Below are 16005 nucleotides of genomic sequence, written 5' to 3'. Positions count from 1 at the left end.
GTTATTTTCTCCTTTTCTATTGTATTGTCGCGCTTTGTGATGCTTGTTACTCAGCGCTTCAATATGTGTGTTTTGTGACGGGAAGGGCGATGAATTATCGCCCTTTCTGTCATAAAATCCAAATGTTAGCCTATTCGCCGGCTAAGACTAAGCCATCGCCAATGTTCAGTCCGTTGACTGTGACGGTGCCTTCGCCTACGGCTTGAATCCACAAGCCGAGCAGCAATTGATCACCGAAAACTTGCAAATAACCGACTTGATTGCCTGGCTCAAGTGCCACAAGCGTCAGCTCGGCACCGTAAGAACCGTCGGCGTTGGCGCGATAGATGCGGACGTATTGCTCTACTTCGACATCAATGTCGTAGTAGATGCGATGCCCTTCAGCTACAAGAATGGGCTCATCGAACAAAATCGAAATGCTGGGCCAGCCGTAGCCTTCGCGGGTAATGACAATGGGTTCGCCCGCGCCGCCGGTTGCCGTGATTTCAGCGTCTTCATTGAGTTCGGGAATGCTGGGCGACCATGCGTCAGCAGGCAGTGAAAGCAAGTTGAACGGGCTGACAAAGGCTGTCGGCTCAGTACCGATACCCGGCTCTTCAGTGTCGCCGCCCGGCTCAACTGTTGTTGCGCCCGCGCCGGCCGTGCCGTTTCCGGGTTCATCGTTATCGTCGTTATCGCAGCCGACGAGAGTAAATGAGAGCGCGGCAATGAGCAGCAGTGCCAACGCAAGTGTTATAATTTTTTTCATGTTTCCCTCTCCTTACTTACGCTTCTTGCCAACCAGTAGGCCCGCACCTGCCAAGCCCGCCAAACCGGTCATGACAATCATGGCAACGCCGGCATCAGAGGTCTTAGGGTTGCCTTGTCCGGGCGCAGCTGTGCCTGTTCCGGCAGGAGGAGGCGTTGTTGCGGTTGTCCCCGGTGTCGGGGTTGCTGTTGTCGGAGGAGGCGTTGGGGTGGGGGTTTCGCCAGGCGGAGGCGGTTCGGGTGCACCTTCAACTAGAACAAGTTCATCGCCAATGTTCAGCCCATAGACGGTGAGTGTGCCGGAGTCACAAACCATTTGAATCCAAATACCATAAATATTTGGTGTGAAAAAACGTAACGAACCGGTTTGTCGGCCAGGTTCTAAACCTGCTATGGTAATTTCCATAAAGCTAGCTTCCGGCGATGGGGTACTGTTTGAGTCTGGTGCTATGGCTGCAAGAATGCGCACATAAATCGGCCGTGCATCTCCGGCTTCTCGCGTGAGCGCGATATCAAAATCGTAGTGCAGTTCGTGCCCCTCTTGTATCGCCATAGGACCATCAAAAAGAAACACCGCACTGGGCCAGCCATATCCCGTTCTGGTAAATACAATGGGATTGCCTTCGCCACCAGTTGTACTTACCGCCGCATTAGCAGCGCCGACCATTTGATCGGGGTGGTTAGTGCCCCACGCGCTGGCGGGTTGATCAGTAAACACAAACGGGCTTTGCGCCGGGGTTTGCGCCATTGCAGGGAGAAGTGTTAAGCTTGCCAACAGAAGCACTGTCAGGCTAAGCGTTACGATTTTTTTCATCTTACTTCTCCTTTTTCTTACCAATCAAGAAACCTGCACCAGCTAAACCGGCCAACCCGGTCATGACAATCATGGCAACGCCGGGGTCAGAAGTCTTGGGGTTGCCTTGTCCGGGCGCAGCTGTGCCTGTTCCGGCAGGAGGAGGCGTTGTTGCGGTTGTCCCCGGTGTCGGGGTTGCTGTTGTGCCAGGCGTCGGTGTCGGAGTTGCGCCATTTGGAGGGGTCGTGCCTTCGGCACCTTCGACAAAGCGAAGTGTCCTTACTTCAACTGTTGCGCCGTTAACAATTTGTACAGCAAAACCACGCACTCTCACGTTAGTATGGTTGTTGCGCTCGAAATAATAATTGGTGTCACCCTCGCCCTCACGATCCATGGCAATGGTGTCATTAAATTGACCTACGTTGAACGCATGACCACTTCTAGGGGCTTCACCTTCAACGGCCGGGAGCAAGATTGGCGTAATGTTTCCCGGTGACAACGGGCCTACATTGCTATCACCATCAAATCTGCCCGGTTCTTCAGTGACTAGCCAAAGAACGACGTATGCGGTAGCACCGCCGGTGACCGTCAAGTCGACTTCAAGCGAAAGGTCGGCAAAATCGTTGAGCGTTACCGGACTGGGCAGAGCACGAATAGCATTTCCATTTGGCCCCGGTGCCACAGTGAGTGGCCCGCCATTGCCACCGGTGGTGGATGGCCCGTGGGCGTGCTGCGGTGTCCACTCACCTGTCAGTAAGTCAAGCACTACGGTGGGCGTGTTTGCCGTTGCCGGCGCGACAGACAGCGCTGCAAGCAGCAGGACTGCCAAGAGAGTTGCGGAAATTTTGCGAAGTTTCATTTTGAATGTTCCTCCTTAGATTTTCTACGTTTTTTTTGTTTTGATTACAATGTTATATTGCAAGGTTGTGTCGCAAGAGCAAGCTCTATGCCTGCAAAATTAAGGCAAGCCTGTTTTGCACCAACCATATGCACTGATATGTACGCGCGAATGTGCGCGATTTTTGCCGGGGACATTTTGTTGCATCCATTATACTCAACTTCATTTGAAATTGCAAGCATTTTTTCACGGTTTGGTAAATTTTTTGTAATTCAATTGACTTGCTGTTTTCGTCAGTTGCACTTCAAATATGATTTCTTAAACAGTCAAACACATGATTTTCGGCTTTGTTTCTGCGAAAACTGCCTCTAAAGCCCTGCATTTTGCAACAGTTCAATGTCAACTGCGGGTCAAAAAATCATTTTTCGGCAGCCTTTTTAGCCGACGATGCCCGAGCGCTCTACACTGCGCATGAAGAAGCGTTGCGCTACTATATATAGTAGCAGCGGCGGGATGATAAACAAGAGCGCAGCAGCAAACGCCAGTACTGAGCCGCCTTCGGCGGTTGCGCGTTCACCCATTGGGTTTGTGGTGTAGATGGTTTGGCGGATGATGGACAAGCGGTTGCTCATCATGGCCATATTGCCGCTGAACATAAATTGTCCGAGATAGAAGTCCGACCAGTACCAAACAAAACTCAAAATGGCAGTGACCAGCATGGGGGCGCCGGCGTTGGGCAGCATGACACGCAGAAAAGTCGTCATTTCGCCACAACCATCAATCCGCGCAGCACTTTCAAGCTCTTTGGGCATGCTGCGGAAAAATTGATAATATAGCAGGATGAACAAGCCACTTCGTAAACCTACACCGAGCATGGCGGGCACATAATATACCCACTCACTGTCAAACAGCGTCAGTCCGCGCGGCACGCCGCTATAGAGGTAGCCCAGCGTATTACCAAGACCGAGGAAGTTAACATTTCGCATAACGTCCATGTACGGCACGAGGATGACCATAAAGGGTACGATGACGCTCAGCACGACGAGCAACATGTAGATTTTTTGCATACGCAGGCGGTAACGCGCCAGGCCGTAACCTGTTACGGCACAGGATGCCACCATCAACAGCGAACTGATGGTCACGATGCGGAGCGTTGACCACATAGCATCCCAAAATTCCATACGGTTCATGACGATACGGAAATTTTCCAACGTGTAAGTGATGGGCAGCCAGATGATATTGGGATTAAACATATCTTCAGCGGGGCGGAATGCACGGCTCATTAAAATCAAAATCGGGTAAAGAATAACATATGCCATACAAATCAAAAACACTGCGCGGAAGATGGCAAACAACCACTTTCCGCCCGTTTTTTGGACACGCAACTTGACTTGCTTGCGGCTGTCTTTAGCTTTGGGGTCGTTGAGCCAAGCTTTGAGTTTACTTGTTTCTTGCATCGTTTCTCCCCCCTTACTCGTTGTAGAACACGGCTTTACGCATACACAGCATAAATAAGCCGATAATTACGCCGATGACTAAAAACAGTACCATCGCCATGGCCGATGCCGCGCCCCAATCCAAACGAGGGCTGATTTCGGTCATAATGACGCGCATAACAGGGTTTGCCGGATTGGTAAAGGTGTCGATAATCGAGTAGATGACGACCAACATAATTGACGGCGTCACCATAGGCGCAGTAATTTTCCAAAATGAATCCCACGCGTTAGCGCCCTCAATGGAGGCAACTTCGTAGTAGGAATCGGGGATTGACTGCAAGCCGCTTAAGAACAAAATAATCTGCATACCTGTCTTCCATGTCAGGTCAAAAATGTCAGCCAAGGCCGTTGTCATTATGTCGACGGCCTGGGGCGGCAGCCCTATGCCGTTCAGCAAGTTGCCGATGGCTGCTGTTTGGAAAATGGCCTCGGTTTCGCCCGTGCCTGACATCAGGCGTTGGGTAAAAACGTCTTCGCGGATAATGGTGATGACAATGGATGATGCTACAATGACAGGCAAGAAGAACAGCGCGCGCGCAATTGTCCGTCCGTAGAACTTTTGGTTGAGTATCAGCGCAATGAAGAATGAGAACACCAAAATGATGATGACATCGCCGAACATTGAGCCGACCGATTCAATCAACGAACGCAAGAAATCGCGGTTTTCGCGGAAGGCGTAGTCGAAGTTGGTGAAACCGGTAAAGGTGAATGTCCGTGCTGAGATGTCAATGCGTTGGAATGACCAAAGAAAGGTATTGACAAACGGAATGACAAAGAAAGTGATGATGCCGAACAGCCACGGCAGCAGGAACAGGAATCCGGCGCGGCGGACTTTTCGCTCCAAAGTCAGCGGTTTGCGCGCCATTTTTGGCATACGAAGCTTCATACTACCTACCTCCTCCTGTCATGACCCAATCGAGCGGCGGCACTGTCACGCCGTTGTACGTTGCGGCGTTGCTGCCGTAGTTGACCTTGACGACGACGCCGTTGGAATATTCGACAACGGCCAAATCGCCGAGGCGTTGGTGTCCGGTAATTGTGGCGTTGCCGACTTGTTCGGAAAGGACGGCCAATACGCTGTAACGCTCAATGATTTGATCACGCATGATGTTATATTCCATGCTGAAATGGTGACGTGATGTCGTCCAGAGCAGAATTTGGTTGTCGCGATAGGTCAGTGTGTAGCGCAGTCCCGCGCCGGTTTCGATGTGCCGCAAGAAGTATTCGTGTGACAAATCGGTCACGCCGATAGACAGGCCCGAAAAGTTGACGTAGCCTTTGAGCAGTATCGGCAGGAAAGGCACTTCAGCGTCGAAAACGACGTTTTGGCTTGACATGAGCGACATGCCCAAAATGAAGTCAGCATAGGGTATCATGTAATCTGTCGCACCGTCGAAGGCCAGGCTGAACCCCTCTTGGTGCAGGCGGCGGATTTGCGCTGCCATTTCAAGTGATTGGCGGTCGCGCTGCATACCGTCGCGGGCAAAGTTTGAATATACTTCGGCCGTGTTTTCGTCCAGCAGAACGTGGGTGAGATTTTGGTTGCGCAACGAGCGCATGGTACGGTCGAATACACGCTCATATAGTTCGGGGCGGAACATGTACCACGGCGAACCGCCTTTGAACTCTACGTTGGTGACAATGCCGAACGGGTATACCTCAGCCGGCGCAAAGTTGGTCGCCAACGCTGTGTCGCGGAACCGTGAGAATCCATCACCCGAACGGCTGAATCCTTGCACGTTGACGCTAGGGAACACGGGAATGCCCATATCGGCCGCAGCGTTGACCAGATTGATAAAGCCGCGCTGACCGCCCAGGGCATTGTGCGGAATGACTTCCATACGCGGACGGCCGCCTCTCATGGTGTATCGGTTAAAGAACGCCACCATGTCGCCAACACCGTTGGCACGTAAATCGTTGAGGATATACTCAGCTTGTTCGAACGATGTCATAACCTCGATGCCCGTATAGTTGAAGCCCAAAAAGCTGCGCGGGCGCGTGACACCGCCGAAGAAGTCGACATAAAGCTTGTTTTGATAGTTGCTGTTGCGACCGAGACCGCGTTCAATCAACTGATCGCGGTAGAGGTTGGCAAGCTCAACGTAATCGACGGGATTTTCTTCATTGTCAACGGCAAAGCGGAAGTTGACGGTATAGGTCGGAATGTAGGCCGGGTCGGCACCTATAAAGATGACATTGTTGACCTCAACCGCCATCTGTCCGTACAGCGCAATACGCGTCCACGAGCGGTAATCGGCCGAGAAAAAGGCTTGGTTGTACGACGTATTCAATCCGGCAACCACCGCGTTGATTGTTGAAAGCGCCGCGCCGCTGGTAACTTCGGCGATAAAACCGCCGCCGTTCTTGACCATGCCGAACATGGGCAGGCGTACAGGCACGTAGCGGCTGGCAAAAATGTCGTTTGTCAGCGACAGATCATTGCTGTACAGAGGTTTTGTGTAACTTACCGACGGCGTCCAACGATCGGCGATATTTGTTTTTCCGTTATTGAAATTGATGAGTGCGCCGGCACCGTCGGGGATTAGCATGTAGCCCTCATCTTGTGCGCCGCCGGCGCCGAAGAAAGGCAGGAGACGGATATTGGCAACACTGGTGTAGGTGGGATGACCTTCGACATAATTTTCTTGCACTTCGTCGAACAAAATGCTTGCTTCAAAGCCGTCATCGGTCAGTGTAAAGGTGATGGGGATTAAGGCGTTAGCGGTGTTGAAGAATTTGTCGAGGCGAATGCCGTTGTCCAACATTGTCACGCTTACAGAGCCCTCGACAGCAGCAGGAGGGGCTTCGCCGGGTTCACCATCCTCACCAGGTGCGCCAGGCTCGCCATAAGGGCCATCTTCACCGTATGGGTCATCGTCATATGGGTCATCATCATATTCGTCGCTGCCAGAAATGTAGCCGAGGACTTCGGTTTCATCCTCATCTTCATCGGACGGGACGTCAGAATCATCACTGTTTTCGATGTTGTCATCGGCGTTGCCGACCATTTCACCGTTTTCGTCAGTTTCTTCATCTTCCGGCGCGGGTGCATGCTCATCTATAATGGCCTCGGCGCGATCGGCAATGTTCTCGGCTTGGGCACGCGGTGCGTCAAGACGCGCCGCGACGGCTTGCACGTCTTGCAATGCTGCGGCGAGTTCTATGCTTGCTACTAAGGCGCGGCCGCGTAGGTCGGCGCGGGCAGCTTCCAACGTCACGCGCTCAGCGTTGTCGACAAGCTGTTGTGTTGTGGTCTGCAAGTTCTGCGGCGTGGTCTCCGTGCCGGTACCATAGCCGTTCACCATGCTCAGCGCGGTCTGTGCCACAGTTGCGGCGTGCAACGCGAGCGCAGCATAGTCGGCGGCAGATTCTATTCTATTGGGGTCGTTTGCCAAGCCGATGGCAAGGTCGGCCACTTGCAGGGCAATTAACGCCGTAGCTTCAGCCGCATTTGCTGCGCGAACGGCGGATTGGGCTGTACCAACCGATGCCTCAACAGCTTGCGCGGCTGTGATGCGTTCGGCTTCGGTCGCAGCACGGGCAACTTGCCGCACCACAGTGGCGAGTTCACCCGTGTTGTTCGTGTTGCGCTCGGCAATCAGCGTTATGCGTTGCAACAGTTCAGCCATTTGCACCTGTGTTGCCTCAGCGTTCAACTCCGCTAATGTGGTTGTCGCCGATTCTACCGTGCGGTCGGCACGGTCGGCGGCGTTACGAGCCGTGGGCACGGCTTCGCGGCGAATTTGCGTCAGTGCGGCATCGTAGGCATTGAGCGCATCTTGCACTTCTTGCGGCAATGTTGTGTCAAAAGAGTTGGCGCTTGTGGGCGCGATGGCATTGCGTTGGATAAATTCCAACTGCAACAACGACCGTCGCACACGCAAAAACGCGCCGTTAGAGATATCATCGTCCTCGACATCCAGGGGGTTAGATGTCCACAGACGACCTGTATGTTTGTCTACAATGGCAATGTAATGCAGCACGGGGTGGTGGAACATGATGAACTGCTCGTTCTCGGCAACCTGTTCAAAATGCTCGCCGAGAATTTCTCGGCTGAGGATATCAAGCGCTTGGCTGATGTCAGCGGTTGGCAGACCGCGCGGACGCGCTGTCAGTTCAGCGGCTGTGCGCGTGACGGCAAAAGCTGCATTGTCATTGGCTTGGCGCAAATTCGGCGCGCAGGACAGCAGCATAAACATCGCCAACAAAATTGGGATGATGCGGAGGTGTTTGATTGTATTTGATTTTTTCATCTTAGCACCCTCCTATCAACCTCTGACGCGACGTTTGCGCCATTTTAAAAATACCATAGCACCGACGACCAGCGCTGCCGCTGCGATGACAATGGGCAATACCAGCGACATATCGGGCATATCATTGGGTCCGCTTCGTATTCGGAACATGGCTTCATCCCATATTGCACCGGCGAAGTCACGCAATTGCACAACCAGTGCTACCATCAAGAAGATAATGAAAATGACAATTGACATGCCGATCATGGTCAAGAGTATGGAAACAAAGGTGCGAATAAAGCCGAACATCTGCGTCTCTTTAATGGCCCAGTAGATTAGGATAAAACTCCACCACATGCCAATTTGCCAGATGTAGTTCATAATCATAAACTCATCCTGTGTCAAGATGTTAGACAGCCCTGTCCAGAGCAGTGAGCCGACTGACATGGGAATCAAGGCATAGCAGATACAAATCCACAGATTTCTGAACGTGGCTTTACCGACTAAGAATGTACCCAGCAACCAGTTGACCATGGTAAACAGGAAGTAGTAGCCCAGCGTAAATGCCAACAAGAAAGGCAAGCTGACGCCACCTTGGTTGGGTCCGCCAAAGTTCCAGCCACGCCATTGCATATTGACCAAGTTGACAAAAACATGGAACACCATACAGGCGTTTGCGAGCATCAGTGATTGCTTGTGATTGTAGCGCATTTCGCTGAACCCGTCGATGGGGTGGAATAAGCACCACAACAGATACCGGAACTTGCCGTGCTGGTCGTTTTCAACTTTGTTGATCACAATGATGCCGCGGCGGCGCAGAATGCCCCATACAAAAATCAGCACCAACAGCAGAATGAAGACGGTAAATGCCCAAGCGAAGTTATCGTTGATAATCTCCGAGCGCACATGTTGGAAAGCGCGGGAGTGTTGCGGAGAATAGAACGTCATACGGGCAAATTCCATTGATTGCTCAAATTCGCCTTGCAGATAGAAGATTTCAGCCGCTGCACGGTAGGCAAACGAGTAGTTGGGGTTGAGCTCAATGACGCGCAGCCAATATTCGAGTGAGTGCTCAAAATCACCTTCCATCCACAGCAGCTGTGCGGTACGGAGCATCCGGCCGAAATAGGTCGGCTCCATAACGGTGATGGAACGCGCACCGCGGTCAAGCACCATCAAACGATTGCCGTCAACAGCCAGCGCCACGGGGTCGACAAACGTGCCGCGCTGTGTACCGCGACCGCCAAAAATGTAGAGTTCGTGGCCTGTCGGCGTGTATTGGAACAGACGGCGGTGTGTTGAGTCAAGAGCGGTGATAAAACCGTCTTCATCGGCAATGACGGCGTTAAAACTCGTGTTTAATGGCTGTCCGCGCTCACGCACGAAGTCATCGCCGAAACGGCCGGTGTTTTCAAGCACATTGACCGATACACGGTTCATCTTGCGTACCAACTCTTCCTGAGAGGAGGTTGTGGGGCGGACGGCGTAGATGTACTGCCCGTCCGGTGCAATAAAGAAGTCAGCGTATTGGTTGGGCAAAATTGGCGGCGGCGGGAAGCGCACGCCGATGAGATCGAAGAAACCGCGCCAGGCAATCTCTATCGCCATCGCGCCGGTGAGCACGACATCAGCCGCGCCGAAATATTCGATAAACTCGCCCTCAGTGGTGAGGTGCATGATGCCGCCGTAGTCGTTTTCGCTCAGCAAAAAAATGTCACCGTTGTGGTCGGTTTGCACACTGATGGGCAGGAAACGCGCCAGCACTTGAATGTGCGCATCGGGTGCGTCGGCATCGGCACCCAAAAGTGCCGCTAGCACTTGCGGGTTATTCGGCACGCCAATTTGACGGATGTAGCGACCGTCCATATCGGTAATGACAATTCGGTGTCCGTCCCGGTCGGCAATCAAGATAAAGTGATTGGCGGGATTGGCGTCCTGCTTGTCAACCCAAATGCCGCGCGGACCTTGCAATGTGTCCGGCACATAGGTCACCGCCCCTGTAAAGGCATGAACTTCTTGTATGTCAGGCATACCGTGGATGATGATATCGCGCACATGGTTGAAATCAGGGTCAAGCACGACAATGCGTCCGGTAGCGTTTATGCCGTCGAACTCGGCGTCGGACACGCTGTTCATGATATACAAGTAGCCGTCGCCGTTGTTATCAGTGACAAAGACCATGTCTTGCGGATCAACCATTTGATACCCTGTAATGACATCAACTACACGGTACGGGTCGGGTATTGTTGACGGCACGCGATGCATACCACTCCCGAAGAATGAGTAGGTGTACGATTTTCCGGTATTTTCCGCCGCCGCAGGCATGCTGAGCAACACGGCCAGCATGAGTACGGCTATGAAGATGGATAACGCTCGTTTCAAATGCTCACGACCTTTCAAAGGTAGTTCTGAATAACAAGGACACTTATCGCGCCTCGTGTACGGCGATTCTAATCTTTAATCCCCGAGTGCGCCATAGTTTCAATGACTTTGGCCTGCGATATAGTGAAGACCAACACCGGCGGGATAATTAGCAGCAAACCTGCCGCCAAGCCGACGCCTGCACGGGCAATGCCTGCTGTGGCAATCTGCCCCATTGCGGCGGGCAAGGTTTTGAGCGACTCGGTAAAGACAACGTTTGTCGCGCCGACAGCCCAAATGCCTTGAAATTGGAAAATCAGAATCGTCATAATAATCGGGCGACAGTTGGGCATAACGACCTGCCAGTAAGTTCGGAAGTTTCCCGCACCGTCGATTTTCGCCGATTCGATGACGGCGTTTGGTATTGAGTCGAGATACTGCACGCAGAGGAACACACCCATGGTTGACGCCAGTGCCGGTAAAATAATGCCGAGTGACAGCGGATGATCAATCAAGCCCAATCCGGCTTGCACCATAAAGAGCGGCACCGCCGTAATGGGTCCGGTAAACATCAATGCCAACTGAATGATTGAATTCATGCCCTTTTTTCCGGGGAAATTATGCTTGGCCAGGGGATACGCCGCCATGGTGGCGATGAACAGATAAACGCTCGTTACCACCACCGAAATCCAAGCACTGTTGAAGAAATAGCGTTCAAACGGGACTTGCAGATTAGACAGCGCGTCACCCATAATGCGGAAATTTTCCAGCGTAGGGTCGCGCACAAAGAATCGCGGCGGGAAGAGGAAAAACTCATGTTGCGGCTTAAATGCCGAAATAATCATGAACACCAATGGAATGGCCATTATCGTCGCGAAAATCAATAAGATGAGAAACACCCCAATGCTGCCGCCCATGTTGCGGTTACTGCGGCGGTACTTGGCGTTTTTCTTCTTGGTTGCCTTGACATATTTAATTTTTGGGGTTTTAATTGTTGCTTCTGCCATCGTGTTTGTCCCCCCTTTACAGCTTTAACAGCTTGAATATAAGCTTTTTGCTCACCACAATCATGGCAAACAGCAGTACACCCAGCGCACTGGCATAGCCCATTTCGAGCCGGACTTGTGCATAATCATCAATCAAGTTCAAAATCGTCAGCGTTGAGTAGTTTGCTGAACCGAACCCGCCCGTTAACGCTTGCGTGACAGCACCAACCGAGAAGGCCCCGGCGATTTGCAGCACGGCCGCAAAGAGCAGCATGTTTTTCATATTGGGAATGGTGATGTACCACAACTCCTGCCCGCGGTTAGCGACGCCGTCCATGGTACCTGCTTCATATTGGCTTTCGTCGATGGACTGAAAGCCGGCGATAAACGCCAGAAAGCCGATGCCCAAACTCATCCAAAGCGATACGATAACGGCAATGGTCAAGTTGGTTTCTGTACTCGTCAACCACTGCACCGGCTCTTGTATGTATCCTATTCGCATCAAGAAGCCGTTTGCCATACCATACATGTCGCCACTGAACAGGAATTGCCAAATAAAGAATACATTGCCGGATACGCTCGGCGCGTAGAAGAGCACGGTCATCAAGACACGCAGTTTGCGCGGCATTTCGTTAATCAGCCATGCCATCAAGAAAGCAAAGACAAATCCGATAGGGCCGTTGATAAAGACGAATACCATGGTATTGCGCAATGCAATAAACAGCAATCTGTCGTCGGCCATGCGCATATAGTTGCTTGCACCCACGAAGTTGGGGAAGCTGAACAGATTGAAGTCAGTGAAACTCACGACAATGGCCGCCAGCACCGGAATGACGGTAAAGACGATAAAGAAGATAAAGAAGGGTGCAATCATGGCATAACTGCCCATGTTGTTCTTAATGCGATAGCCCAGTTTCAGCTTCTTGTGCGTTTCTCGCGGCGGCGGCTTTACAAATTTAACCACGTGCGAACCCCCTTACCGGCTCAATTCGGTGAATGCCACCGGGATAGCCCAATTCTTCCAGCGTACCGATAACATCACGTTCGGCAATATAGTGTGGTGAGCCGCTTGGGTCAAAATTAAACTCATTGCGTCGCCGCTCCAATTCGCGGTTGATATGCCCATTCCATTCGAGCAACATACGGCGCGGATCTTCGCCGTCAACAACTGACAATGTAAAGGCGCTGTTCAGCGCACGCGGCACATAGTATGAACCGGGCACTTCCGGTACAGCACGCACAAAGGCCAACTGCGTGTGAAGTTGATGCAACTCAGCAGGACCCCACGGCAACAGCTCAAAGGTATTCAAGTTTGCCGGCGTGTAGCGTCCACCGGGGCCGAGCAACGCCTCTTGCCGCAATCCGAACTGTGCTTGTACCTCGGCACTTGCCCACCATTGCATAAACGCCCAGCCGGCTTCGGGATCGCGAATATGGTCGAACATAACAGACGCCATGCCGGTAACGGGCTGGCTGCGGTCAATGAACCCGGGTGCGATGTCGTCACGCGGTGTGCCGGGGATGGGCACCATGCGCCATAGGCCGGCAATCTCAGGTGCCGCCATGGTAAGGAAGTTGTAGAAAGTGTAGCTGTTGATAACCATGGGCATTTCGCCGGTTCTAAAACGGCTGAATGCGTCATATTCGCGAGGCATACGGAAGTCGGTATAAAATTGCACTGCCGTCATAAAGGCTTCATAGGCAACCTGGGTATCAAGTGCCGTTGTCATTAAATCGTCGCTGTAAATATGACCACCATTTTGGAAGAGCAGGTTGGTAAAGACGCTGGCCGTTGTTGGGCTGGCAAGCAAACCTAAGTGTCCGACACCAACGTCCATATTTTGGTGACGCAAACGTTGCAGCACCGTTGTTGTCAGTTCTTCCCACGTGTTGGGTGCTTGCAAGCCGGCCTCGGCAAAGATATCCGTGCGGTAGAACATCATGACAAAGTCCATGCGCTCGGGAATGCCGTAGATTCTGTCTTCGTAAGCGAACGGCACGAACGCCTCGGGATGGAAGTCTCCGCGCATTTCTTCAAAGCCCGGGAATGTTGATAAATCACGCAACGCGCCGCGCATGCCGAAGTTAACGGGTGATGCGCTGCCTTGATTGAGTGCAATTTCGGGACCGCGCCCTGCCAATGTCGCCTCAATCACGGCGCCGGCAACCAAATCCAGTTGTATGACAATGCCGGGGTTGTTGGGCATAAAGTCTTGGGCAATCATTTCCAGCAACACTTGGAATTGCTCACGACCTGTCACGCCGGCATCCATCCACACGCGAACAACGCGCGCATCAGGATCGTCTCTGTGATGTTGATTCATGCCGAACGATGCCAGAAAGCGATTGAATCTATGTACCACTTCAGCACCGAAACCTGCCGCACCGGGCAGGCGCTCACCGCTTGTACCAGACAGCATAAGACTGTCAAGCAACAAAGGTTGTCCTTGCATGTTGGTCAGCACCAAACCGAGTTCACTGATACCGCTGCGGAAAATATCCAGTCGCGCGCGGCGCGTAATTCTCTCGGGGTGGGCAATCATGGCGTCAATGTTCTCAACCGCACGGCGCATTTGGCTGACGCCCGCGCCGGTACCGTCAAGGCTAACCAAGTCAATAATGGTGCTGATATTGTCGCGGATATGGTTCAGTCCTGCGCCCGTTCGGCGGCCGGTTTGCTCGTCATAAATCCCATCAATCAAGCCCGGGACAGTATGCTGCAAATTATAGTCGCGGTGGGGATCAGGCACAGGGCCGGTCAAGACCATAATGCGGCGATAGAGATGGTTCATGTCGTACAACACTTCGCGCAGCAAATGAACAGCAGGGGCAGAATCGCCCAATACAGCATTGAGCGTGATGGTGTTTTCACCTTCATTCAAAAATATCGGGTAGTCGAAATTAAAGACGCGGAAACCTTCACCGGGTCGGAAGTTCAAGCTTTGCGCTTCAGCAAACGGCACTTCGCCGTTGATCAGCAATTGCCGGTGTGAGTAGGCACCGTGGTTGAAATTTTGGCGGTAGCGCATGCCTAGATTGAAAAATCCAGATTGCGGTGCGGTAACCACCCATGTCGCCGATGTGTTCGGCAAGTCCCAGTTCATGCCGCCGTAAACATTAAGCAGCATATTGCGGGCGCTATACGGCGTAGTGTTAGGGCTGGACAGGTCGATGCCGGGGGCGATGAAGATAGAGTTTGTCCATGCCGCCAATTCGGCTTCATATTTCAGTGCCGACCCGTCAAAGAGTTGATAGCCCGCATGTTGCGCCTCATATTCGGCATGAGTGGGGATGACACGCGGTGCCGCCATACGAATATTGCGCAGATACACCGGCGCGGACGGCGAAATAATAGTTAGTGTATGCTCGCCTGCAGGCAAGTAAATCATAAAGGGCTCGACAAATAATGACTCACGATCGATGGCGCGGTAGTCTTGCCATACAGTGATAATTTCGATCATGCCGGGGTTGGTGTGGTTGCCCAACATATCAATTTGAAATTCATCACGGAATGTCGTGCCGTCCCAAACGAAATTTTCGTCGCGGTCTTCACCGTCAAGCAGGTAGCGATACATGCGCGCCAGCCCAAGGTTGCCGGCTTCGGTAAACGGCAATTCATCATTGAGCAAGAATCCAAAGATAATGTTAGTGTTGCCCATCGTTTGGGGCAAATATTCAAAGGCCAGATTGTATAGGCCTGCATTTTGCACAGTAAAAGTGAATTGCACCGTGTCTTCGTCGTAGTCAAATGCCAGCACATCGTCATACAACGTCACGTCTTGGGTTGCGGGCGCGGCAGCACGCACCTCATCGGATTCCCGATAGGCGGCATAGCTGTCTTCGTCGCGGGTAATACCGGCGAGCAAATTTTCAAGCTCCACGGCGGACAGTCTATCCACACGGTCGGCTTGTGTTGAGGGAAATAACACCAAAATGAATGCGGCAACAAGCAGTAAAGCGGTTAGGTTGCGTAGGCGCATAAGGCAGCACCTTCCTTTAATTCATAATGTAAAAACGCAGTATGTGAATCTTGTGCGAAGGACAAGAGGGACTTACAGGGGCGACGTTGCCGTCGCCCCTAACAAGAAGCTAATTATTCGTCATCATCTGCCGAGTCGTTATCGGAGGCAGAGTCGTCATCCTCTTCCGGAGGCGCGGCAACCTGCTGTTCATCGTTGTCGTCTTGGCGCACCGTTTGCGCGTTGAAGCGATCGATTTCAGCTTGGAATAACGGGCGTGCCGCGTCAATAAGGGCTGCTACGGTAAGTGTACCGTCACCGTGATGGATGTGGTTGGTGATGGACTCGCCAACGATGCGGAAACTGTCACCAACGCCTTTTACCGGATCCATGACAATAATGGCATTTTCACGGTTCCATTCAATCATTTCTTTCTCTTCATCGGTCAGCCAGTCAATCAAGCGATCAGGCTGGCCAGTCGGATCAAGCCCTTCGGCACGTTGGTTCAAGCCGATGATCGTCATCAAACGGATAAACTCCGCTGCACCGACAGGTGAGCTGGCACGCGCCGTGATAGCGTTGGCCAAACCGTA

General features: G+C 52.4%; 11 protein-coding genes. All 11 read right to left on the bottom strand.

Annotated elements, in window-relative coordinates; translation table 11 throughout:
- Window positions 1-130 precede the first annotated feature (130 nt).
- Window positions 131-748, bottom strand: coding sequence for a hypothetical protein (locus tag FWE06_02105; GenBank protein MCL2545975.1), 618 nt, complete (start codon window positions 746-748; stop codon window positions 131-133).
- A 12-nt stretch (window positions 749-760) separates the two neighbouring features.
- On the bottom strand, window positions 761-1561 hold the full coding sequence (locus FWE06_02100) for an LPXTG cell wall anchor domain-containing protein (GenBank protein ID MCL2545974.1): 801 nt from the start codon (window positions 1559-1561) through the stop codon (window positions 761-763).
- Window position 1562: 1 nt separating this feature from the next.
- Entirely contained in the window at window positions 1563-2399 is an 837-nt protein-coding gene (locus FWE06_02095) for a hypothetical protein (protein MCL2545973.1), read from the bottom strand.
- Between the two features lie 416 nt (window positions 2400-2815).
- On the bottom strand, window positions 2816-3835 hold the full coding sequence (locus tag FWE06_02090) for a carbohydrate ABC transporter permease (protein ID MCL2545972.1): 1020 nt from the start codon (window positions 3833-3835) through the stop codon (window positions 2816-2818).
- A 13-nt stretch (window positions 3836-3848) separates the two neighbouring features.
- Window positions 3849-4760: a sugar ABC transporter permease gene (locus tag FWE06_02085; protein ID MCL2545971.1), complete on the bottom strand. Its 912-nt coding sequence runs from the start codon at window positions 4758-4760 to the stop codon at window positions 3849-3851.
- A gap of 1 nt (window position 4761) precedes the next feature.
- Window positions 4762-8127, bottom strand: coding sequence for a DUF5696 domain-containing protein (locus FWE06_02080; protein MCL2545970.1), 3366 nt, complete (start codon window positions 8125-8127; stop codon window positions 4762-4764).
- A 15-nt stretch (window positions 8128-8142) separates the two neighbouring features.
- Window positions 8143-10488: a YIP1 family protein gene (locus FWE06_02075; GenBank protein MCL2545969.1), complete on the bottom strand. Its 2346-nt coding sequence runs from the start codon at window positions 10486-10488 to the stop codon at window positions 8143-8145.
- Window positions 10489-10556: 68 nt separating this feature from the next.
- A complete protein-coding gene (locus tag FWE06_02070; protein ID MCL2545968.1) occupies window positions 10557-11474 on the bottom strand; it encodes a carbohydrate ABC transporter permease in 918 nt (305 codons plus the stop codon).
- A 16-nt stretch (window positions 11475-11490) separates the two neighbouring features.
- Window positions 11491-12417, bottom strand: a complete 927-nt coding sequence (locus FWE06_02065; protein ID MCL2545967.1) for a sugar ABC transporter permease — start codon at window positions 12415-12417, stop codon at window positions 11491-11493.
- The gene (locus FWE06_02060; GenBank protein MCL2545966.1) at window positions 12410-15433 is read right to left on the bottom strand and encodes an extracellular solute-binding protein; all 3024 of its coding nucleotides are present in this window, start codon (window positions 15431-15433) and stop codon (window positions 12410-12412) included. Before FWE06_02060 ends, FWE06_02065 begins: the two co-directional genes overlap by 8 nt.
- A 113-nt stretch (window positions 15434-15546) precedes the next feature.
- Window positions 15547-16005, bottom strand: a 459-nt coding sequence (locus FWE06_02055; GenBank protein MCL2545965.1) for a hypothetical protein, incomplete at its 5' end; no start/stop codon positions are given.

This window comes from Oscillospiraceae bacterium (genome assembly GCA_009780275.1).
Taxonomy (GTDB): domain Bacteria; phylum Bacillota; class Clostridia; order Oscillospirales; family UBA929; genus WRAI01.
This window is presented reverse-complemented; position numbering and strand designations above follow the sequence as displayed.

What these genes read in the sequence shown, in the direction of transcription:
- FWE06_02105 (MCL2545975.1), bottom strand. Translation starts at nt 748, where the DNA reads ATGAAAAAAATTATAACACTTGCGTTGGCACTGCTGCTCATTGCCGCG.
- FWE06_02100 (MCL2545974.1), bottom strand. Translation starts at nt 1,561, where the DNA reads ATGAAAAAAATCGTAACGCTTAGCCTGACAGTGCTTCTGTTGGCAAGC.
- FWE06_02095 (MCL2545973.1), bottom strand. Translation starts at nt 2,399, where the DNA reads ATGAAACTTCGCAAAATTTCCGCAACTCTCTTGGCAGTCCTGCTGCTT.
- FWE06_02090 (MCL2545972.1), bottom strand. Translation starts at nt 3,835, where the DNA reads ATGCAAGAAACAAGTAAACTCAAAGCTTGGCTCAACGACCCCAAAGCT.
- FWE06_02085 (MCL2545971.1), bottom strand. Translation starts at nt 4,760, where the DNA reads ATGAAGCTTCGTATGCCAAAAATGGCGCGCAAACCGCTGACTTTGGAG.
- FWE06_02080 (MCL2545970.1), bottom strand. Translation starts at nt 8,127, where the DNA reads ATGAAAAAATCAAATACAATCAAACACCTCCGCATCATCCCAATTTTG.
- FWE06_02070 (MCL2545968.1), bottom strand. Translation starts at nt 11,474, where the DNA reads ATGGCAGAAGCAACAATTAAAACCCCAAAAATTAAATATGTCAAGGCA.
- FWE06_02060 (MCL2545966.1), bottom strand. Translation starts at nt 15,433, where the DNA reads ATGCGCCTACGCAACCTAACCGCTTTACTGCTTGTTGCCGCATTCATT.